Annotated in this window: 11 protein-coding genes; 2 read left to right on the top strand and 9 right to left on the bottom strand. The window is 58.6% G+C overall.

The window, feature by feature from the left end; translation table 11 throughout:
- Window positions 1–18 precede the first annotated feature (18 nt).
- From LGH70_RS22420 to LGH70_RS22405, 4 genes are all read right to left on the bottom strand, one after another.
- Window positions 19–741 (bottom strand): hypothetical protein, encoded by a 723-nt coding sequence (locus LGH70_RS22420; RefSeq protein ID WP_226190192.1) that lies wholly within the window; start codon window positions 739–741, stop codon window positions 19–21.
- A gap of 152 nt (window positions 742–893) precedes the next feature.
- Window positions 894–3,158, bottom strand: coding sequence for a DUF262 domain-containing protein (locus LGH70_RS22415; RefSeq protein WP_226190184.1), 2,265 nt, complete (start codon window positions 3,156–3,158; stop codon window positions 894–896).
- A 224-nt stretch (window positions 3,159–3,382) separates the two neighbouring features.
- Window positions 3,383–3,700 (bottom strand): nucleoside triphosphate pyrophosphohydrolase, encoded by a 318-nt coding sequence (locus LGH70_RS22410; protein ID WP_226190182.1) that lies wholly within the window; start codon window positions 3,698–3,700, stop codon window positions 3,383–3,385.
- A gap of 7 nt (window positions 3,701–3,707) precedes the next feature.
- Window positions 3,708–4,877 carry a DUF8808 domain-containing protein gene (locus LGH70_RS22405; protein ID WP_226190179.1) on the bottom strand — a complete coding sequence of 390 codons (1,170 nt, stop codon included), beginning with the start codon at window positions 4,875–4,877 and terminating at the stop codon, window positions 3,708–3,710.
- A gap of 529 nt (window positions 4,878–5,406) precedes the next feature.
- Between LGH70_RS22405 and LGH70_RS23885 the strand changes: the two genes are divergently transcribed.
- Window positions 5,407–7,470: a Piwi domain-containing protein gene (locus LGH70_RS23885; RefSeq protein WP_226190177.1), complete on the top strand. Its 2,064-nt coding sequence runs from the start codon at window positions 5,407–5,409 to the stop codon at window positions 7,468–7,470.
- Window positions 7,458–8,360: a hypothetical protein gene (locus LGH70_RS22395; RefSeq protein WP_226190175.1), complete on the top strand. Its 903-nt coding sequence runs from the start codon at window positions 7,458–7,460 to the stop codon at window positions 8,358–8,360. The genes LGH70_RS23885 and LGH70_RS22395 overlap by 13 nt, the downstream gene beginning before the upstream one ends.
- A 375-nt stretch (window positions 8,361–8,735) precedes the next feature.
- Here LGH70_RS22395 and LGH70_RS22390 read toward each other — a convergent pair whose 3' ends face one another.
- The 5 genes from LGH70_RS22390 to LGH70_RS22370 form a co-directional block, all read right to left on the bottom strand.
- Entirely contained in the window at window positions 8,736–9,977 is a 1,242-nt protein-coding gene (locus tag LGH70_RS22390) for a DNA cytosine methyltransferase (RefSeq protein WP_226190169.1), read from the bottom strand.
- Between the two features lie 29 nt (window positions 9,978–10,006).
- The gene (locus LGH70_RS22385; protein WP_226190167.1) at window positions 10,007–11,068 is read right to left on the bottom strand and encodes a RecB family exonuclease; all 1,062 of its coding nucleotides are present in this window, start codon (window positions 11,066–11,068) and stop codon (window positions 10,007–10,009) included.
- Window positions 11,069–11,070: 2 nt separating this feature from the next.
- Entirely contained in the window at window positions 11,071–17,340 is a 6,270-nt protein-coding gene (locus tag LGH70_RS22380) for a DEAD/DEAH box helicase (protein WP_226190164.1), read from the bottom strand.
- A gap of 79 nt (window positions 17,341–17,419) precedes the next feature.
- Complete coding sequence (locus LGH70_RS22375) at window positions 17,420–20,485, bottom strand: hypothetical protein (RefSeq protein WP_226190159.1); 3,066 nt, start codon at window positions 20,483–20,485, stop codon at window positions 17,420–17,422.
- Between the two features lie 35 nt (window positions 20,486–20,520).
- A complete protein-coding gene (locus LGH70_RS22370) occupies window positions 20,521–20,991 on the bottom strand; it encodes a very short patch repair endonuclease (RefSeq protein ID WP_226190150.1) in 471 nt (156 codons plus the stop codon).
- Window positions 20,992–20,994 lie beyond the last annotated feature (3 nt).

The following is a 20,994-nucleotide window of genomic DNA, read 5'->3' as shown; positions in this document are numbered from 1 at the left end:
TAATCAGCGAAGCAGGATTTACCAATTACCGTCCGGGTCATGGATTGCCAGGTCAAGGAAAGCTTCGTTTGCATTGCTCAGGTCGCCATGCAGGGCGGCTACCCCGTCGACTAATTCCTGGATGGGCTGGCGTGCCTGGCTGAATACCTCCAGGCCACCCAATAGGTCAATGACCAAGGGCTCGTAGAAGGCCAGCACAATCTGGTAGAGATGCATGCGCTGGGCTAGCGGCAGCGGGCTGTTGACCAGCAGGTACAGGAGCATATCCAGGGTAGCGCGAAGCACTTTGGTTTCAATGCCGACCCGTTGGAAATAATCCATGACCATGCGTTGGAATGCGTAGCCCTCGGTAGTTACTATCTCATCTAAGGTTAGCTGAAATTGTAAGAGTTTAGGCTCTGGCAGGTAATTGGGCTCCTTAAAATCGGGCAGATCAATGTATTGAGTCAGATCCGTAGGACCTTGACCATAAAGTGGCAACCGATCTTGAATGCGACGGGCTTCCGCCCGGAGGTCGTCGATAATCTTAAAGGCCGTGCTGATCGTGTTTTCATTGGCACCGCGCTGCTGCTCCTCCGCAAAGTGCTGAATTTGGATCTGGTTGGACAGGAATTGTTCCCGCAAGGAAAAATACACCACCAGCAGGCCGGTAAAGTTGAGCACAGGCCCAGTGATGCCGCCAATGGTATCGCCGATCGGGCCGGTTTCAGCGAAGCTGATCCCGGAATGGAAATGCGTCAAAACCCAGGGGAGAACCAGTGATAAGATGGCTCCTAAAAAAATAGTCCATACGGCCCAGCGGGTAGTGCTAGACCGTGGAGTTTGCGTTAACGACATATAGGGGAAAAGCGGAAGTACTGCTAAGGCTGCCCTGAATTTGGGTCTGAAGTAGCCTAGGCGGGTTGGTCAACGGGATGGCAAGCTGCCTGGTACCAGCTGCTAAAATCCAGCGCAACAAATAGCTCGTCGTACAGGCTGCTGGCGCGATGTTCAACTGCCTGCATCCATGCCTGCCTACGCAGTGCGGGCCAGTAGCTGGGTCTGCCGCCAGCGGCAAGCCAAGAGGCGGCGTTGGTGAGCGGGATAGCAGAAGCCAGCAGATATTCGGTGGAGGAGGTTAGCATAAGCTCCTGCGACATCTCACAGGACAACGGCTCCGTGGCGTCGAAACGAAGCTTTTTAGTATGGCAATCGTTTCCGTCAGCACGGTTGGCCCAGGCCGGCCACATCCGGTAGTTGCCTAAGGAATTAAGGTAGAAGTAGCGATGCCAGTTGAAACGCTGTTCCCCTTCTCCCTTTTCTTCCAGATCCAAAGAACGCCGTCCCTGACACACTGCGTGCGAGTACGGCACGATGTGGTCGTAGTCGTAGGGTGTGTCAGCGGTGTCCTGACGCATAGGATTGTATCCCTGGAACCAACGCTCTAGGTAAGCTCGCTGGAACCAGAGTAGCAGGTAGCGCCGGTGCCAGAACCTGGACCGAAACTGATGATAGATGTCAGCTGGCTGGTCGTCGCTGGTAGCGGATAAGCCGAACATTTCTTCAGCATTGCTCAACCACCCTTTCGAGATGTGTTCGGGCTGAGGCAGGATTAGCTCGGAGAAATTGGGTAACGCGGGCGCCTCGGCTTTGCGCAGCCAGTTACAGTAGATAGCCGTATCGGGAAAATCCGATGGGGACGATTGCTCCGACAAGACCTGCCCCGCTTGACGAGCAAATTTCTGCGCATCGGGTCGCACGATGAGAAGGTACATCAAGTACCGGAGGATGGGCAGACGGTTGGCAGCAAGGCGGGCGGTATCGCCCAAATTATCGTGCACCCAACTCAAAACGGGATGAAGCAGGACCGGATTGAGTTCCAGCAGCAGTTTGCGGGGGAGGCCAGGGTCGGTAGAAGAGCTGGAATCGTAAAGCGCTAGCCGGCAGAATTCCACCAGGATTTGCGTGAAGCAGCCCTGGGTCTGATCAGGGCCGGGCACGAGTAGTTGCTTCAGTGCTTGAAGGAAGTCACCATCCGCCTGATTGGAGCCAGTGCGTCCCAGCCAGCGACGAAACTGCGATACGGAGGGGCTAAGGTCTAGCCGATGTCCCTGCTGGCGGCGAGCCAGGCGCGTTGCGGCCATTACTACCCCCGTTGGAGGGAACAAGTAGCCGACTTCTTCGTGGTCAACGACCTGAGACACCAGATCATACGCCTGGTCCCAACTGGACTTAAGAAGGGAGTAGGCCATCTCCTCGCCCTCCAAAACGGTGCCGCCGGCGTTGACGCGGCGGAACAGAACCTCGATAGAATCGGGTACTTGCTCCGCCTCGGGCGCGTGACCCGCCGCTTCTTCGGGATGTAACAAGAGGGGAATACTACGCTGGGGACGGCCCGTTGAAGGTTTAGCAGCTAATAAATTCTCCAACGCATTGAGGACAACCGCCAGATGCGCCGGCTCTTCTTCAGGCGATGTATATGCTTTGGGAATATGGGGGCGGAGCTGCTTCCAGGTGGGGCGCGAGAAAGGCCCCTTCCAGCCTCCACAGCGATCAATGAGCACATCCAGTGGTACTGGAGCTTTAGCCTGTAAAGGCCAAGAAGTGTCAGGAGAGTCCTCGGACTGCTTGACCGGATAAATCTGGTAGTCGTAGCGGCGGGAGTAAACGAGCTTTTTGCGGGCTTCGTGCTTTTCGTGCTCATGGAACCGTTCCTCCGGGTTGTCGCTGCGCATGCCCCAGGGTTGGTGGCCGGTGAGGAGCCGGAGCAGAAACCTCCGGTCATTTTGGTCGGCGTTTCCGAATACGATTTCTGGATCCAGGTCAATCCAGAGACGGCTGGTCGTAGTGGCTTTAAATCCCAGCAGCAACGTGCGAGTGCGCTGTTGGCCGTCGAGCAGGAAGTACCCTGCCCGATCGGGGCGGGTTTGTTGATCGCAGGTCAGGGCTCTGGCTGCCTGCCCGTTGGCACGGTGAGCCAGTAGAATGCTGCCAACGGGAAAGCCGCGCAGCAGAGAATCCCAGAGGCGCTCTACCTGCGCAATATTCCAAACGGAGTTCCGCTGGATAGGTGGTAGCTGTACCTGGTTGAAGTGCTCATGGCTAGGGTCAAGAAACCAGGAGACGTACTCAGTAAGGGTAGCGGTGGCAACGTCTTGGTAGGTAAAAAGATCGGTCAAGGAAATTAACGAAAAGGGTTGTGAGAGTTCGTAAGGCCACAATCTAGAGATCATTTCCTATGATCATGCTCTCGAATGGCACTGCAAGCTAACAGGATCGGAAAGTTGGGTAGAAGGGGGCAGTGAGGAAGGGTATGGCGAAATTTCCAGGCATGATTTAAGCAGCGTGGCAGGATGGTACCCCCACCTGCGCTATCAGGCTTATGGCTGCTAGGTATAGACTATCAATCATCAATGCGGAGAAGTAGCAGCCGGTTAGCGAAGCCGCCCCGTTCGCTCCGCCGGGCGGCCTGCAGCTGCTGGACCTGCTCCATCTGCAATCCATGCGCCTCAAGGAGCGCATCGATGACTTCCAGGACATCTGCCAACTCAGTGGCTAACTCGGTCGCTGAAGCGGCCTTGGCTTCGCAGGCTTCCTCGACCAGCTTCTCGCGCAATGCTTCTACATATTCCGGCCCATCTAAAATGCGGGTTTCGCAGTTTCGGCCCGAGGCGGCAATGATGCTGGGGATGAGATCGCGAATGAGTTTTGGGTACTCCATGGAATAGTTAAAAGCGTGTGACATAGCGAGCGGCCGCGACGCCGTCGATGAAGTCAACGGCCTGATGTGCCAGGGCAGCGGCAAAATCGGGCTGCGACCAGATCCCCGAAAAGCGCAGGCTGGCGTCCTCCTTCACCGCTGCTGCTAAAGAAGCGGAATGAGCATAGGTTCGGTAGGCTGCCGCGAGCCAAGGTTCTGCTTCCAGCAGCCGCTGGCTGGAGGGTACCCGGTCGCGCTTAATGCGCTGGTTAAACTCCCGGTCCACTGGCAGTAGGTTCCACAGTTCATTGACGGGGTACACGGCCAGGGGCAGTAAATGATCCAGGTCGTACTCCTGGGGTTTGCGAATGGGTTTCCGGGTCCAGGGGCAGACGAAAGTAACCTGCTCCAGCAGCAGGACATCCACCTGGTTGCGTTCCCAGGTAAGGGGCCGACGGTTGTCCGGGCGGGCGGTAAGCAGGCTGTAGATGTGGCCACGCGAAGCAGTAACCCCCATTGGTTGTGTTACACCTTCTGTGAACAAGCACCATTCATGAATGCTCAAGGCCTCAATATAGAGGGAAAGGCGGTGGAATGCTGCCCATAACCCCGCGTTTACGATGACGCACATCTCTTTGGGATGGGAACCGGGCAATGGCATAACCGAGGAAGGCAAACTGTTTAATCGCGCAGGCTTGCCGAAAACCATCCATTGTTCTGGGCCGGCATACCGAATCGGCATTTGGACGGCAGTAGAGATAGCAGCTACCGCCGCAGTATAGGCTTCTTGCAGCCTAGGATCGTAGCTGGCCTGCCGTCTGGGAGTACGCATATCTGACACGAGGAAGAATCCATCGGACGGAAGTACGGTCAAGTGCACTGTTTGCTGCCATAGCTTTCGTAACTGGCTTAACGCGGGTCGAAAGCTCAAATCGTTACGTTCTATGCCGGCGCGCTCCGCGCGGGCACCTTGGTAGATGGGGTGCTGCTCATCCGCGAAAGGCCAATAGTAGGCAATCCAGAGCTCCGCGATGCGCCGAAGGGGAACTGCGATGTCACGTTCACTGGCCGTTAAATCCGGGTAAGCAAGGACCAAGTCGTTGATGGCCCTGAGCAGCGCAATTTTGTAACTGGTGGTCTTATTGTCGTGCTTAAGGATCGTGGCGATAGCGCGCTCACCCATTGTCGAATCGAACATACAGCCAGAGCTTTACGCGTTGAGCAGCGAGAACTGATTTGCCTCAGTCGGGGTGTAGCTCCAGCTAAAGCGATGTTCCGACTTATTCTGCGCAATGAGCAGATCACTCTGCTTCGAGGAGGAAACCAACCATTGGTCGACCAAGAGACACGTTCCTAAGTGTTGATGAAAAGGAATGTGGATAAGCGTGCAGATTTTGGGTACATATAACATAAAGGCAACAAGTGAAGCGTAATACCTCGGAACATTACTAAAATTATGTGCATGATGAGTAGCTTTAACATCCTCATTTGGCAATCATGCAATTTGCCGTCTGTCCCGAGTTGGTTATACTCGTCAGCTGCGTATGAAATCTAACTTCTTCCCACTCCAATTCAATTTTGACGAGTTTCACATCCAACGTCTCCCCTATCAAAAGGAAGTATTAGATAGGCTACGGCAGCAACACAACGCGACCCACTCTTTTTTCCGTCGCGACGAGTTCATTTACATCTCGCCTGGCGTGGAGGCTGCGTCCAATTTGGGTGACGTGGTCCGGCTCAGTATCAGCAAGAACCCCGATGTCGTGGCTTCGTTGGTACGCCACATTTTCTTTCGGGCCGTCAAAGACAAGGTACCCGATCTGATGCCTGCCTTCCACCCGTTTACCTTCCCCGCGAAACAAGACAAGTACGATCTGGCGTTGAACATGCTGCCGGAGCGGCTGCAAAATATCATCACGTACAAGCGCATCACCGAAGTTCAGTTGCGTTACAATGAAACGGATGAGCATCCGCAGTTTGTGGCAGTGGTGAATCATCGTTACCAGTGGACCATTGACCGCACCTGTGAACAGCTGGTCAACGAAGGGCTGGACATTATAGGCCTTGAAGTCAACAGTTCCGCTTCACCCGACTACTCTGATGGGGTCGTCGCTCCCGAGCTGACCTTGCTTGGACGGGTAATGGCCGTGGAAGGCGACCACGCTACCGTAGGCACCAATCAAGGCCCTACCGAATACGCCCTCTCCGACCTGAGCCTGTTCAAGTCAAAGGAGAATATTGTTTACTACCTGGGCTCCCTGGTTGGGGAAGGAAAGGCCGAGCAGATAGTGAGCCACATCAAGCAGGATGAGGCCCGGCGACTGCAGCCTGATGTAGTGATGCGCGAGATTGAAGAGGTGGGCGCATGGCTGAGCCGCCTCCCGTACCGGAATTACGACTCGTTTGTATTCACCATCGGAACGGATAACGCCGTGCCGGGGCAGGCCGGTATTAGGCTGGAAGAACCCAAGCTCATCTTCGACGTCAGCGGCACCAACATCCACGCCACGCCCACGGCCGGCCTTAACACGTTCGGACCATACAGCCGCTCCACTTCTTTCGATGTGAACTCGCCCAAGGTGCTGGTGGTGTTTCACCAGCGGAACGCCGGCCATTTTGCAGAGTTTCTGGCCCAACTCAAGGGGGGCATCGCCCAGCATGCCTATTTCGCTAATGGCATGGTGCGCAAGTATGGCCTGACGGCGATGGAATACCGCATTGCCGAAATAACGGATTATACCGTGCCGCAATATCTGGCTGCCATCACCAAGCTGCTCCGCGCCGAAAACGGCTCGTTTGATATTGCCATCATCGAGACGTGCGAGAATTTCCGGCAGTTACCTCCATTGGATAATCCCTATTTCCAGGTAAAGTCCCTGCTGTACTCACACGGCATTTCCACGCAGTTCATCCGGGCCGAGACTGCCCAGAAACCAACCTACAGCATCGACAGCATCGCCTTGCAGATGTATGCCAAGCTGGGCGGGACGCCGTGGACGGTACCCACGGGCCCGAGTGTTGACCACGAGCTCGTGATTGGCATCGGCAGCTCCATTCTGCGCAGCAACCAGTACGCAGGGGCGACACAAGCCCGGATCGTGGGCATCAGCACTTTCTTCTCGGCCGACGGGAAGTACATTTCCAACCGCAAAACCCAGGACGTGCCCTACGACGAGTACTTTGACGAGCTGCTGCGCAACCTGAAGCTATCCATTGACGAGATTTCCAATAATTACAGCTGGAGCCCGGGTGACCGTATCCGCATCATCTTCCACATTTTCAAACCCATCAAGCACATCGAGGCCGACGTGGTGGCCAGCCTGATGGAGCAGTACCGTGAGTTCGACATCAAGTTCGCTTTTGTCACCTTCTCTGAATTCCACCCCTACGTTCTGTTTAACGAGAACGAGCGGGGTGAATTTGACACTTACCGTAAAGTATATAAAGGGGCTCACGTGCCCTGGCGGGGTTACAATGTGCTGCTTGATCCGCGTTCCTGCCTCGTGCAGATGCTCGGTCCCCGTGAAATGAAAACCTCCCGTCACGGGGCGTCACGGCCGGTGCTGGTGCGCATTCACCGCAGTTCCACTTTCGTGGACCTGACCTATGTGGTGCAGCAGGCCTTCAAGTTCACCCGCCTTTCGTTCCGGACCTTCTACCCTGCACACTCACCGGTTACGTTGCTTTACTCCAACATGCTGGCCCGGCAACTCAAGGACTTACGGGGCATACCCGGGTGGAATTACGACGTGGCCAGCCGCCAGCTCCGGCATAAGAAATGGTTTCTCTAGAAGCAAAATCGGCCTACATGGCCCCGCTGCTGGAAAGCCCCATGCCCCACTTTTTTGTGGGCATCCTCTACGACCAGCCCGATTTGCAGCCGCCCAGGCTGCAATTGGCTGATTCCAACAGCCTGGCCTGTAATGTGCTGCACTTTGTGCGCCACGCTGAAGCGGTGCCGTGCCGGGAATTGTACCAGCAGCTGCAGGGGCGTAAGCCGAACAAGGAATCAGAATGGATTTACAATGATTACCTGGTGTTCTCGCTGGTATGCGCGGTCAAAAAATTTGCGCTGCCCAGCGAGTGGGTGCGCCAGTTGCTTTCCTTGCGTGCGTCCCACGATGAGGAGAGGCAGAAGCTGAATGCCACGTTGCGCAACATCCTGGCGGGCAACCTCAACAATCGCGAAGACTACCACCAGGTGTCCCTGGTTTACCAGGTGCTTACCGGCGAACAGGTTCCTGACGAGACGCGCCTGAACAAGATGTTCAAGTTTTTGTGGCGGCAGCCATTCCCGTTTTTCACCTCACCGTTTCTCAACCTGATCTCACTGAAGGCCCTGGAGTTGGCTTTCAACAGCAAGGGGATGCTGAACCCCGAGCAGTTTTTTGCGGCGGAGCAATTCACGGAGCGCTTTCTGCTCCGCACGCGCCGCATCGCGGCATTTGTGGTCACGGTGCCGGTACTTGCGCTGGTAGTGAGCTTGGGTGTTGCCACTGTGCGCTACCCTGAGAATGGATGGGTGAAACTGGCCCTGTTACTGACGTCAGCGTTCGGGGTGGACGTGTTGGGGGCCTTTTCAGGATTACGCGACAAGCTTCGGGGCATTGCAACAGGAGCCTTACGCCGTGCTCTGGGGTATTCACCTCCATCAACGGGGGCCTCCAGAGTGGAGGAATGACTTTCAGTGCGAAGCAAAGTGGACAGCCACCTCAGCACACGACAAGCACTGGGCCACAGAGAATGGAGTGCTCGTCGCTCATCTCGAAATTCACTCCGGATACTGCTGCCACTGCCGCCATGGCCACTTCGTTCACCGGTCCTTCGCAGTCAAACACCGTATATACTACGTAAGCGGGTCCGCAAGCCAGCACGTCCACCATGCCCGGCCTGCAGTCCAGCAAAGCAGCTACCTGATCAGTAACGGATGCGTAACCGGTTGTCTGGTCAGGCAGCGCCAATCCGCCGGCGGGGACTGCCTGGGGTGGGCAATGCGGTTGGTAAAGGATGGCGTTCAGCATTGCGTAAAGTAACCACATTTTGTGGCAGCGGGAGGTCAGAACAGGACCGGGGCCTGCGCCAGGAGTGGCTCAGCGGCCCGCCTGCGCCGGGGCCTTGTGGGGGCGGGGGCAACTGCGGCCCCGGCGGGCAGGGTGCAATACGCCTGCAGCAACCGGGAGACTGTACGTGCGATGCCGTAGGCCAAGGGGACGGGTACCCCATTACCAATCATCTTGAACTTTGCGCTCAAGGGCTGTCCAGGGGGCAGTACATAGCTGTCTTCCACGCCTTGAATGCGCAGCACTTCCCGCACCGATAGCCGCTCGTTCCGCCACGGATGCAGGTGCACCTCGTTGTTCCCGTAGCAGGCCGTGGGGCTGAACCGGTAGCGGTGAAGCCGTTTGAACGACCGGTTCGATACCATCCCTTCAGGCGTATTGGCGGGTTTGTCGGAATATAAGTTGAACCGGTCGGTTGCGTTGGGAGTGGATGATTCCAGTTCTTCCGGCACCAAGCATCTTTCGACGCATAACCTCAGCTGTTTGGCCGTTCTTGGGGGCTTGGGCTCTTTTCCTTTGCTGACCACGGTAGGCCATTTGTATTTGCCTTTCACTCCGGCATGCGTCTGCTCAACAACCCAGTTGGCCCAACCCATCTGGAATGTTTCAGGGGCAATTGTTGGTTTAAGGAGGTCCCGGCGCAAACCGATCAGGAACAACCGCTCTCGGTTCTGGGGGACACCGTAGTCCAGGGAGTTGAGCAAAGAGAAATCAGTGACATAATCCCGGCCAAGGAATTCCAGCAAATCCTCAAACCCTTGCCGGTGCTTGGTTCTCAGCAGCCCGGTCACATTTTCCATGACAAAAAAGGCCGGGCGCATGTAGTGTACATATAAGCAGTACTCGTGGGTGACGCTGCCCCGGGTACCCGCAAATCCGGCCTGTAGGCCCGCAATGCTGAAATCCTGGCACGGCGGCCCGCCAATCATGCCGAACAGGGGGGGAGGCGCACTGCCAAAAGCCTGCTGAAGCACTTCCGTCGGCTCGCCGGCTTCCATCAGGCGGCCCGGTGCGGTGATTTTTGCCTCTTTGGCCTGCGGATCTGCCGCCCGCCGCCAGGCAGTCATGCCGGCTTCATAAAGGCGCACAAACTCGGGATCCATCTCGTTGGTCCAGACTACCTGAAAGCCTGCCTGTTCGAAGCCCATGTCCATCAGACCGCCCCCAGTGAAGAAGGAGAGCACGGGGATGGAAACGGGGGCCTTCCGCTTTTTGCCAGGCAGGGGAATAGATGCCAAGGTAGATAGCTAGTTTATTGTCAAATACTTTAAAGGTGAGCCACCGCTGCTGTTGGCTCGGCAGTAAAAGTACGGTTTACCGGGGTTGGATGCACTCCAAAAATGATGATTTTAGCGCCCATTACCATGGCCGCGTCCTGGTGTAAGCGGCCGGCAGTAGCGCCTATGGCTTGCACGCTGATCGAGCCGGTTCCGGTTGAGAGGGTAAGCACCAGCCGGTTGCCCCGGTGGACAATGGCGGAGATCACTCCCGACACGTCGGAGCCCAAGCACCCACCCTCGGCCGCAACCAGCGCCAGATACGGGGTGCAATGGGGCCGGTACGCGCACCTTCGGCATACTGCCGGCGCGGGCCGGGCGAGCTGCGCACCGTCCCCGGTCCGCGCAGCCGCCTCAAGCGCCGTCGCCATGGATCTGGCTGTAGCCAGCAGGGTCAGGCACTCCGCCGGCAGGAAGGGTACTTCCAGCTCGGTTCCATCGAGCCCGGCAAGCAGCAGGCGGCTTGGCCAATGGCCTGCTTCCTCGTAGTAGAGCGCCGCGTACAGGTGAAGCTGTTGGACATATTCTGGTTTAGCGACCACCTGGCCGTCTTTGTCCAGTTGGTCTGCCGTGAACCGGCCGGATTTGTAATCCACCAGTTCAGGTCCGCCACTGGCCGCACGGATAAGGTCTGCCCGCCCAGCAACAGGCCCGGCTCCCCCCAATTTGACTTCCGCGCCCAGATAGGACTTGGAAGTGCCGGCCTTCGCGGACCACCGTGCTTGGGGTTGTGACGGGTTAAGCAGGCTATGCCGTAGAATCGCTTTTTTTACGGCGTACCCGTGGGCCGTACGCGCAAGCGGCACCAGCGCAGCGGAGAGGACGCTAGTGGAGAGGAGCAGTTCCTGATACGCGACCTGCCGCTGCCAGGCTTCCTCAAATGCTTCGGCATCCGTGAATGGGCGTCCGACGTGCTCCTGCATGAGACGGTGCAGCACATTGCCTAAGGCCGCGGCGCTGCCGGCTGGCAGCGCCGCGGCTCCCTGCAGTTTGAGCACGAACCGGTAACCACACTCCTGAACCTGACTGAATTGGCTTGGACTTAACACCATGGCTAGGAGGTTTCCGTCGTGGCGGGGCGCACAGCTGCCTTCATGAGCCATTCGTAACAACGGCCGGGCCGGCGGGACAGGTTGAAGCTGTCGATGTAATGGACAGCACCGCTCCCGGTGGTGAGGCTGTGTGCTTCCCGCAGCACCTCCGCGAGCCAGCCGTCGGCCTCCAGCGCCGACAAATCCCAGAAGGGATGCACAACCAGCGCCGCTTTACGGTTTTTGGCAGGTCCCCAACTCAAAACCGGAATCCGGCCAGAACCAAGCAACCTGGTTTCACCCAGAGGCTGGCCGTCGGCGCCAAACCCGGCATTGAATGAATCCAGCCAATCTTTGGCTAGGGCGGGCCAGTCGCGGAGTTCCACAAAACCAAAGTTTCCGTCTGCCCCCGCCACATAGCCCGCATCGTTCATCACGCGAAGCAGGGCCATGCCCAGACGCCAATCCAGCAAGGCGTGGTAGCTCATGTTCCGGTACCCCTTCAGGCAATCGTAGCACGCGCTTTTGCACCGGTCCGGGTGGGTTGACCCATTGCCGTCCAGCCCGAGGTGAATGTTGCCGATGTAGCTTTCCGCATCAGCAGGAGCCAGGATGTCATCCAGTAAGCCTGCTCCCCCGGTTGGGCCCAGTTCCCGGTACAGTTGACGCACAAAGCCAGAGCCGTTGGCCAGCGCATCGCAAAGCACAATCTGCCCGGCAAAACGCTCGTAGTGGTCATCCTCAACAGGTATCTGGGATATACCAGCGATTTCAATTTCGGCCGGTTCCACATCAAGGCGGTCAGCCATCACCCTCTGCAAGAGGAAGGCGGCGGAGTAGTAAGCTGCTTTCAGGCCATGGGCTTGCCCTTGCGACGCCCAGTCACGGCGCCGCTGGTCCAGGGCCAGGTTGAGCACCAGTGGCACTGTGGAAGGCTGCAAGCGCAGAATCTCGGTTTTTTTGTTGGCTGCCAGTGCCAGCCGTTCTTCCGCACCGTGAGCCCAGTAATTGATGTTATAGCCGGCGTTGGTGGCTGGGGCCCACAGGTTGTTCGGGGTCATCAGCCACTGCTCCGTGAAGCGCAGTTCCTGATTGGTGGGCCTTACATTGATGCCGCCAGCGTAAACCCTGCCGCGGAACAGCATATCCCGTGGCCCCTTGTTCAGGCGCCAGACGGTGTCGGCGTCGGCTAGTGACAACAGGGCGTTGTTGCGCACTTTCTGCTCTGGTTTGTTATGTTCCCTTTGTTCGGCTAGTAAGGGAGGCCGCTGCGCAAATGAATCAATCGGCTCGCGGTCATCCTTGCCACCAGTATAAGCTGTGCGGAAAGCGCGTGGTGAACCGATTGCAAATACGTGGAAGGGTCCGGCTTCCGGGTCTGCAGGAGTCAGATCAGTGTGGCATTCCGGGCATTCGGCCGGCGGGGGAACCGTGGCCGGGTATGTTTTGCAGAAGAAGCACTCCGGACAGTGCAGCATCCACTTCCGGTTGGCAACCGCCCCACCGCCGGGACCTACCCGGTTGGACAGGGTGCGCCCCCCGTTGGGTTGCCGCGTCTCCTCCACCTCGGATGTGAATCCTACCGCCATGTGCACCACTTTGTCCTTCATTTTCTGCGCACCGGGGGCAAATTCATAAATCGCCAAGTCCAATGGCCGGTCGATGAGCGGCGATGCCCAGCGGCCGTGTCCGGCTTGCTTGAATCCCAGATACAGGTTGCGAACGGTGGTAGGCATCCCGAACATGGGAAGGATGCCGCTCTGAGCCAGTGTTTCGGACAGGTTATCCGCCAGCAGCGAGTCTCCATCGAGCGCAACGTCCATCTGCTGCACCAGGCTGCCCGGGCCGTTGCCAGTCACCCAGGCCAGCAGTCCGGCCCGCAAAACCGGGTCCGGATTAGCCATCAGCAGGTCCAGCAGCTCGTTGACGCGGGTGTGGCTGGTGGTGAGCCAGTCCGTTACCCCAGTCCGGAGGGCATGCCAGTTATCTGACCCGCCAAATTCGCCATGCACCCCGCCCCGCTCCGCTCCACTGTCCCGGAAAGCTTCGCGCAGCACGGCCTTTGCCAGTACGCGCCGCAGGATACGGGGCTGGTCCATGGCCAGGAAAGGAGTGGGAGCATCATCGCCGGTAATCTTGTGGGGATTGGAGAAATAAAATTCGTCGTGGCTGCGGCCCCGGCAAAACGTGAATGCCACGGAGTAGGCCTGCCCCCGCCGGCCCGCACGGCCCACGCGCTGCTGGTAATTGAAGCGCTGCGGCGGCATGTTGGCCAGCATTACGGCTTGCAAAGCCCCGATGTCCACTCCCACTTCCAGGGTGGTGGTTACGCTCAGCAGGTCGATGGTGCGGATATGCGCTGGGCCCTCGTCTTTTAAGATAACGTCGCGGAAGTGGCGCTGCCGCTCAAACTGGTCATCCGTCTGCCCCGTCAGCTCTTCGCAGTGCAGCCGGATCGAAGGCCGCGGGTGCAAAGCCGCATGATAAGCCAGGTAATTCCGGTCCCATAGATCATGGCAACGCACCGTGGTTCCGGTAGGCAGGGGCTGGCGGCAGGCCGTGCATGTGCCGGCGGCAGGGTGAAGGTGCGGCCGTTGGCAGTTGCGGCATACCCAGGCCGGGCTATCCTCCGTAACGGCCTCGAGCCAGAGTTCGGCAACCCGAACGTTGCCAGAATCATCCAGTACCTCATTTCCCGTACTCAGCAGGCACTGGCGGATGTTTTCCAGTATCTGGGGAACATCCGACCCAGGCGCCAGCCGTTCCACTACCCGGTGGATATACTCCCGCACCGGCCGGGGGAAATCATTGCCTGAGGCCAAGGGCTGATCTTTGGGAAAGCCGCCCGGTTCGTAACGGTACTTGTCGCCCAAAATGCGTACCACTGCACTCAGCAGGTCGTCGGTGTGAGGCCTTAACGGGATGGGTAGCTGATTTTGCAAAGTCTCTACGAGCCTGGTGGCTCCTCCTTCACCCGCCAGTACCCGCACGATGCCCAGGCCGGCGGCCTCAAGCGCGTAGAACAGCCGCCGGAAGAGCAAGCCGGCCAGATTGCCCGTCAGCTCGTTGCGGATAAGGGTCTGAAACAAGGGATAGTCGCCTTTCCACTCCGGGGAGTGCTCGAAATTCACTGCCCTGAACCATTCTTTGCCTCCTTCCTCCGGGGGCAATTCCTGCATGCGCCGGTCGTTTCCGCCGGGATTCACGCCCAAAGACAAAAGCCTTCTTACCAGTTCGCCTCCCCCGGCGTTCAGATTGTCGGTCAAGTCCCGCATTGAAATACGGGACTTGCGTACTTTGGCCAGTTTCCGGCGGAATTCCTCGGCCTGGGCCTTGCCCTGCGCATTGCTTCCCGTGTAAGCGGCCTGTTCCAGCCACCAGGTCAGGCTGGCATATAAATCCGGTTCAAGGGTTTCCAGCTTCTTGAGCTCTGAGGCGGCCGGCGCTGGCTGGCGTTCAAGCACTGACAGCACCCGTTTGCTTGAAGCCACCCGGTGCAACAAGTGGTCGGCCAGCAGTTCCCGCAACAAATCGCTGTAATGGTTGCGCTCAATGCCATTGGCGACCTGCGCAGCATCCTCCCGGCTATCGGAAAATACCACCAGCTTGCGGGCTCCCTCCACGTCACCGGGAAGCTGCATCATCAGTTCCTTTGCGAAGGTCTGGCTGGTTTGCGCAAAACCCGTCCGGAACCCCCGCACGGAACTCGTTTTGCGCCGGCCAACCGGCTGGTGGGCGGGCCCCGTAATCTCGTGACAGACCCCACAGGCGGGGCATACGGCGGGCATGGCCCTTACTTGGCTGACGTCAAGCTCCTCTCCCTGGGCAGCGGCCACGGTGAACAGCCGGCCGGTGATCCAGTCGGAGCCGGCATCCACTGGTATCTCCCCAGCTGGCCCAAGCCGCACGTTGCCCGAGCGGCTGTCAATGGCTGCCTCCACCCAACGTGCCTGGTTGTTGGGCCGGTTTTCCCCCACCCCGGGTTGGGTCCACCGGTACAGCGCCTCGGTGGCCCCCCACGCTTGGCCATTGGCCCGTTCGTGGGGAGTGAACTGCTGGCCGGTCCCGGGCCAGAACACGGCGTACTCGCGGTAGTTGCGGCGCTCCACGAGGGTTTCGGCAACTTTTTCCGGAATGCCCTCAATTTCCGGACTCACGGTGAGCATCTGGAAGTTCAGTTCATCGCTTATCCCTTGCAGGTCCAACCGGCTGCCGCCGTAGAACACGGTGCCGCAATTATCACAATACAGTGCTTCAACTATATGCTGCCCATCGGGGGTCCTCAGGTCGGATTGGGAGAGGAGCTTGCCCAGCACCGGGCGCACTAGGCCGGCTGCATTTGCCGGCTGACCTGGCCGGGGTGCCTCAGGCAAAGCCGCCCATAGCCCTTCTATATTCCGGAAGAAAAAGTGAAAGCGGAAGCGGGGCAAAGCCCGTCCCTTATCGCGAGCGGCTTTCTCCAGTCCGGCACAGGCTGGAAGGTCAAGCAGGCCACGCGCGATGAAAAGTCCCCGGACGGCCTGCCTGAGCCGCGCCGGGTCGGTCAAGGGGCCAAACAGGGAGTGGCCAAAATAGGCAAACCCGGCTGGAAGGACATCCGTGTCTGCGGGCAGGGTCGGGACCGCCCGCAGCTTTGCTTTTTTCCCCGTAGGCTCAAGCACGTGGCAGGCTGCGTATAAGCGCTCCCGTAACTGCAGCTCTTCGCTGAAAAGGACACTGGCCAGTTCTGCCAGTCCGCTTTGGCCACCACCGGAACGCCCGCATCCCGTGTTCAGCCCGTGAGCCGCCGCTGCCAGTGCCGGTTCGCTCAATCCCCCGTTTTCACCACTTCCGAACGCCGCTGACAAGTCGGCAAATGTTGAAGCTGGCAGCAAGCCACCGTCGGCTTGCGGGGAGGTAACGGTGATTTCCTTACCCTCTATTATTGTGAAGGTATCAGCAGGAGCATCATCCGCAAATCCGAAAAAGTCATGCAGGAAGCCGCGGCTTTCCTTTTCTTTTTCTTCTTCACTGGTTTCCAGCGACGCGCTGCTGGCCAGAATCCGCAGCTGCGGGTGCGTTGGCGTCAGTCCGAGACGGTCCAGAACCAGCCGTAACAGGTATGACACTTCCGTGCCTGCAGTGCCACGGTAGAGGTGGAGCTCGTCCACAATGAGGTGAAAAATCCGCTCTTTCCGAGCCTCCAGGCGTTCCGTTTCCGTCAGCTGACCCAGATCCTCGCCACGAAGCCATGCCTTGGTCTTGTCGAACACGGGAGAGTCCAGTTCCCGCATCAGCATGATGCTGAGCATTGAGTAGTTGGTGATCAGAATGTCCGGCGGGGACTCTTGCATGTCGAAACGCGAGCGCATCTCCGAGCCGTCCGCCTGGGGAAAATAAGCGGTCAGCTCTTTGGCCTTGGCGCGCTTTTTGGCATCCTTAGGATCGTTGAGGCCCTTGTCAGTGATATACTGCTGAATTTTTGCGGCGTTGTCACCGATTGCCCGCAACTCCTTGCGCAACTCTTCCAGTTTCCACTGGTTGATCACCTGCTGGCCATCCTCTTGGCGCAGCAGTTCTCCCGCAACCGGACTGGCACCGGTATAACGGCCGAAGTGGATGCGGTTCCCGTTGGCGTGCCTGTCCAGGAATGTCCGGACTTCGTCGGAATCCAACGCCCGCCGCAGCCGGGTCATCTGGTCCTCAACCAATGCATTCATCGGGTACAGAATGAGTGCCCGGACGGCGGCCACCCGCGTCTCGTGCCCCCTTTGCTGCGCGCCCGGCCGCAAGCCCGTGCCGGCCGCGGCAGCTTTGTCGACGGTCTGGCCATCCGTCAGCCGCCCGGGAGCCCCTTTCCGTTGCCACCATCCTTTGGCGGAATCCGGCATGGCACCAGGCGCCGGCCATTGACCGGCTTCCTTCGCCAACTGGGCGAAGAGGGGCAGAAGGAAGGATTCAGTTTTCCCGGACCCCGTGCCCGACGTGATCACGCAGTGCTTATGCTGCAAGGCGGTTTTCAGCATCTCCACCTGGTGGACGTAGAGCTCCCGGTCCGGGGCATCCACCAGACCGGCTCTCACCAGGCCTTTGAAAAGCTTCAGCTCAGCCGCCCGTCCGGCAAAGCCAGGCAAATCAGCCGCCTCCAGCCCAGGCAGGGTTTCGCCCACCTGCTGCTCCACCTGCCGGCCACTGCCCTGGTATTCCGGCAGTGGTTCTACCCACGGCTGGCGGTACAGCACCCGGTCGTGGTGCAGCAGGGCGTGCCGGCGCGTTTCCACATCATCAAAACGCGTGCGGAAGGCAGTTTCCACGTAGCGGATAAAATTATCACGTATTGTATCGAATGCACCAATAGGATCTTGCACGGGAGAGAGTGAAATAAGGGAGTGCCTAAGCTTGTCCCAGGTTTTGGGTTAGTAAGTGAATCAGCAGACCTGCGCCGGGCTGGCGGTACACGTTGAAGCGCCGCAGACCGTTCTTGCAAGGAAGCTGGTCCGTGGTTGGCGCGTGACCGCTGAGCAGAACCAGCGCCCGGGCCAGCAATTCTGGCAATGGGGCTGCTGCCGGCACGGCTATCATTTCGTGGTCCTGAATGATAACCCGTTCCTGCGCCTCGTATAATGCCAGGTACCGCCCCCAGTTCTTGTCCACCTGGTGCGGGCAGCCATCGTCCCACCATACATAACGCCGCTCAAAGTCACTCAGCGTGTATTCCATCAGGTGCTTACCCTGCTTGAAGGATTCATCGTCCGCAACGTCCTGCCATTTCAAAGCAGAGGGCACAAATACTTTTTTGCGCCACCCATCCCGCGCAACGTGGGGATTGGGTGACAGTTTTTCGGCGTACTGGCGCAGGCTCCCGGCAAACAGGACCAGCTCCACCGGCACGTGGGCTTCGTATCCGATGTAGCGGATGCCACACGCCTGCGCCAGGGCGCCAAACTTGTTTTTTGCAGCTTCCTCATTGTGCGCTGCGGTCTGCAGCACAATGGTGTCAGGAAGAATAAGTGTGCGGTTGCTTGCGTCCGGCCCCGTTATAAGCAGCTCTATCTCGGGTGCAGAGCACCGGATATACTCCCTCACCAGCCCCAGCAAGGCAGGGGTACGCCCCCCCGTAAGCAGCATGCGTCTTACCGACGCAGTTCTGGTGGGTAACGCCAGCAAGGTAGGTGCCAACGCGGTGATTTGCTCGGAGTCCTTCCGGTAGCCGTAATCGCCAAACCCCATGTGGGAGTACAACCGCATGACACCGCGTTTCTGTACCGTGGTCGGCAAGCCGTGGTCCTGGTCACTCCGGTGCCGGGTTGACCACAGGCTGTCATAGGCAGCCGAGAACTCCGCCAGCGTCAGCTTTCCCTTGGTGGTCAGCAGATGCAGCAGTTCATCGTGGCCTTTGCCAGATTCGCCGGTCCCGTGCCAGTGGTTGCCCACCACCGGGTTGAAGATCGGGCTGTACACCATCATGTGATTTCTTATCTTCTCGAGCGGGGAGGAGGCAGCGGAGTTATGCCAGTTGTGGGGTGGGGACCAAAGTGCTGCCGGGTTTTTGACGGGCAAGCAGGCCTCTTCTAATTGATAGCCGTTGTAAAAAACGACCATTCCTGTCCCGGCCATGTCAGGCGCCTGCCCGGTCAGATCGTCGTTGTAGGGGCCCTTTTTTATGCCGTTGACGGCAGGGGAGGTTACGGGCTGAGCCAGCTCATACCTGTATCCGTCAGTTGCCAATTCCAGGCCGGCAACGAACACAGTGAAGCTTCCCGCACCGGCCGCTTCGCGCGGCAAGTACCACTTGTTGGGCTCGGAGGAGTCCCGCTCCAGGGTCAGCACCTGTCCTTCTGCCAGCCGCATGCACACGGAATGCTCGCCTGCCGCGTTGATCAGCCGGAAACCCGGTGGCAACGCCTGTAAATAGGTGCGGGCGGCCCAGCGCATGCCGCCCTCTGCCACCAGCCGGGCTCCCGTTGCCAGCACCAGTTCCCCAACCCCTGGGCATGCGTTGACCGGGTTCTTAAGGCGGAATAGGCAGTGCCCTTCTGGAATTCCATCGTAGTCTTTCAGCTCCAGGAATGAGCCCCTGGCCCCAAATGCCTGGCCCCAGGCCCGGACGTGCCCCCCGATCTCACCCTCGCGGCACAGTAAAAGCATTTCCACGCCCTGTTCCAATTCCTCCACAGGGGCCCAGTGGGGCAGTCCATAGCGGCTGGCCGCAACGAAAAGCTGCGTGTCGGTTGGACGGTACACCGCCCGCCACCTGTTCACCGGATCATACAGCACTTTGGGGCTGAACCCGATTCCCAGGTTGCGGACTGGCGCCGACCATTCCGGGGTGGCAGTGGGGCATGGGGTGGGTTCGTATCCTGATCCATGCAGCGTGAAATCATCCGGCAGCGGGATCTGAATCCGTACCCGGTGGTACCATATTACCCGCTCGTTGGCCGGGTCCAGTTGCACAAAGGGCATCAGGCGGGCCATCGTTTCACCCATTTCCTGCTCCTTGCCGCTTCTCGGATGCCCGTCTTCGCCCGGGTAGCTGGTGCGCCGCGAGTAGTTGGTGCTGCCATTCCAGGTGCGCAGCATTCCCAGTACCATTTCCACAATGCTGTTACCCAACTCGCTTTCCGCATGGGCTAAGCTGGTCCGGGTGAGCTGGGGCAGGCTTAGCTCTTCACCGCTGGTATGCAGCAGCAACTGACGCATCCTGGCGGGTGGGCAGGGTATACCCGGAACCAGGTTATTCTTGACGAAGAATTGCTTGAGCTGCTGCAGCGCCCGCGGCGGAAGCAGGCACTGGGCAAGGGGCCAACCCACGTAAGGCCACGCGGGCCAAGCGTTGGCCCGATTCCGCACTGCCCCCAGGGCGCCCCCGCACGTGACCGTGCTCCATTCGCCGACCGATTGCCACATCCGCTGCCAACCGCCTTCTCCGCCAATTTCCCTGAGGGCAATTTTGTCCACTCGCCCCCCAGAGGGAAGCAGATTATTGTCGTGCAGCCAGTTGTTGAGGGAATCGTAATACCCCCGGCTGGTCATCGCGGCCCCGCCCGAGCCGAATGGCATTGTGAACAACAGCAGGTACGCTAGGTGCAAGGGGTGGCGTACCAGGATCTCCTCCCCATTTTGCCGGAGTATCCGTTCACCCAGTGACTTGCCGGCTGGCCGCAGTGCCAGCCAACGGGTAAAGCACTTGTAAGTCCTGTCCAGCAAAGGCGTACTGTTGCCGCCAGCACCAGCGGGCCCTGCTTTGACGCAGCCCAGGAAATTGCGCCAGATGTAAGCATCGTCCAGGCATTCGCCAGCCTCCTCGTCGGGATCGAAGGCTCCTGGAGCTTCGGCCGCCTGCCAGCCCGCTTCAATAACCTGTTCTTTGGTCAGGAACAAAAAGACTTCCTGTTCCTTGCGCTTCTGTTTGAATAATTGGTCACCTAGTAGATTATTCCACTCAATATAATTCATCATCCTGGCCTTGCGGACGAATTTTGTGATTTCCGAGGCTAATTATAACCAGAATAATCCGCTTGCAAATCACATAGCGGAACATCATTATCAGGCTGTGTAATACCATCTCTCAGTTTCTCAAGCGTTTCTGCCCGTCGCGCTGATTTCAGCTCGCATTCCCACACAACAAATACACGCCATCCTGCTAATTCCAGCTCCCGTTGCTGCTGCCAGTCACGGGCTTTGTTGCGCCCCAACTTGCGCAACCACCACTCCGTTCGTGAGGCAGGGATTTTAAAGCAGCAGCAATCCTCGTGTGCATGCCAGAAGCAGCCGTGTACCAGAACCACCGCCCGGAAGCGCGGCAGCACAATGTCAGGTCTGGCCGGGAGGGTCTGGCAGTGAACCCTGAAACGCAGCCCTTGACTGTGGAGCCATTTCCGCACCGTAACCTCAGGCCTGGTGTTCCTGCTGCGGATCCGGGACATGTTGAAGCTGCGCCGTTGGGGAGAAATCTTATCAGCCATAGC

It is taken from the genome of Hymenobacter nitidus (genome assembly GCF_020447315.1).
Taxonomy (GTDB): Bacteria; Bacteroidota; Bacteroidia; order Cytophagales; family Hymenobacteraceae; genus Hymenobacter; species Hymenobacter nitidus.
The sequence above is the reverse complement of the archived record's forward strand: the minus strand, read 5'-3'. Positions and strand labels throughout refer to the sequence as shown.

Coding starts and splice junctions, on each gene's coding strand:
- LGH70_RS22410 (WP_226190182.1), bottom strand. CDS start 3,700: ATGGAGTACCCAAAACTCATTCGCGATCTCATCCCCAGCATCATTGCC.
- LGH70_RS22405 (WP_226190179.1), bottom strand. CDS start 4,877: ATGTTCGATTCGACAATGGGTGAGCGCGCTATCGCCACGATCCTTAAG.
- LGH70_RS22395 (WP_226190175.1), top strand. CDS start 7,458: ATGGTTTCTCTAGAAGCAAAATCGGCCTACATGGCCCCGCTGCTGGAA.
- LGH70_RS22385 (WP_226190167.1), bottom strand. CDS start 11,068: ATGGTGTTAAGTCCAAGCCAATTCAGTCAGGTTCAGGAGTGTGGTTAC.
- LGH70_RS22375 (WP_226190159.1), bottom strand. CDS start 20,485: ATGATGAATTATATTGAGTGGAATAATCTACTAGGTGACCAATTATTC.
- LGH70_RS22370 (WP_226190150.1), bottom strand. CDS start 20,991: ATGGCTGATAAGATTTCTCCCCAACGGCGCAGCTTCAACATGTCCCGG.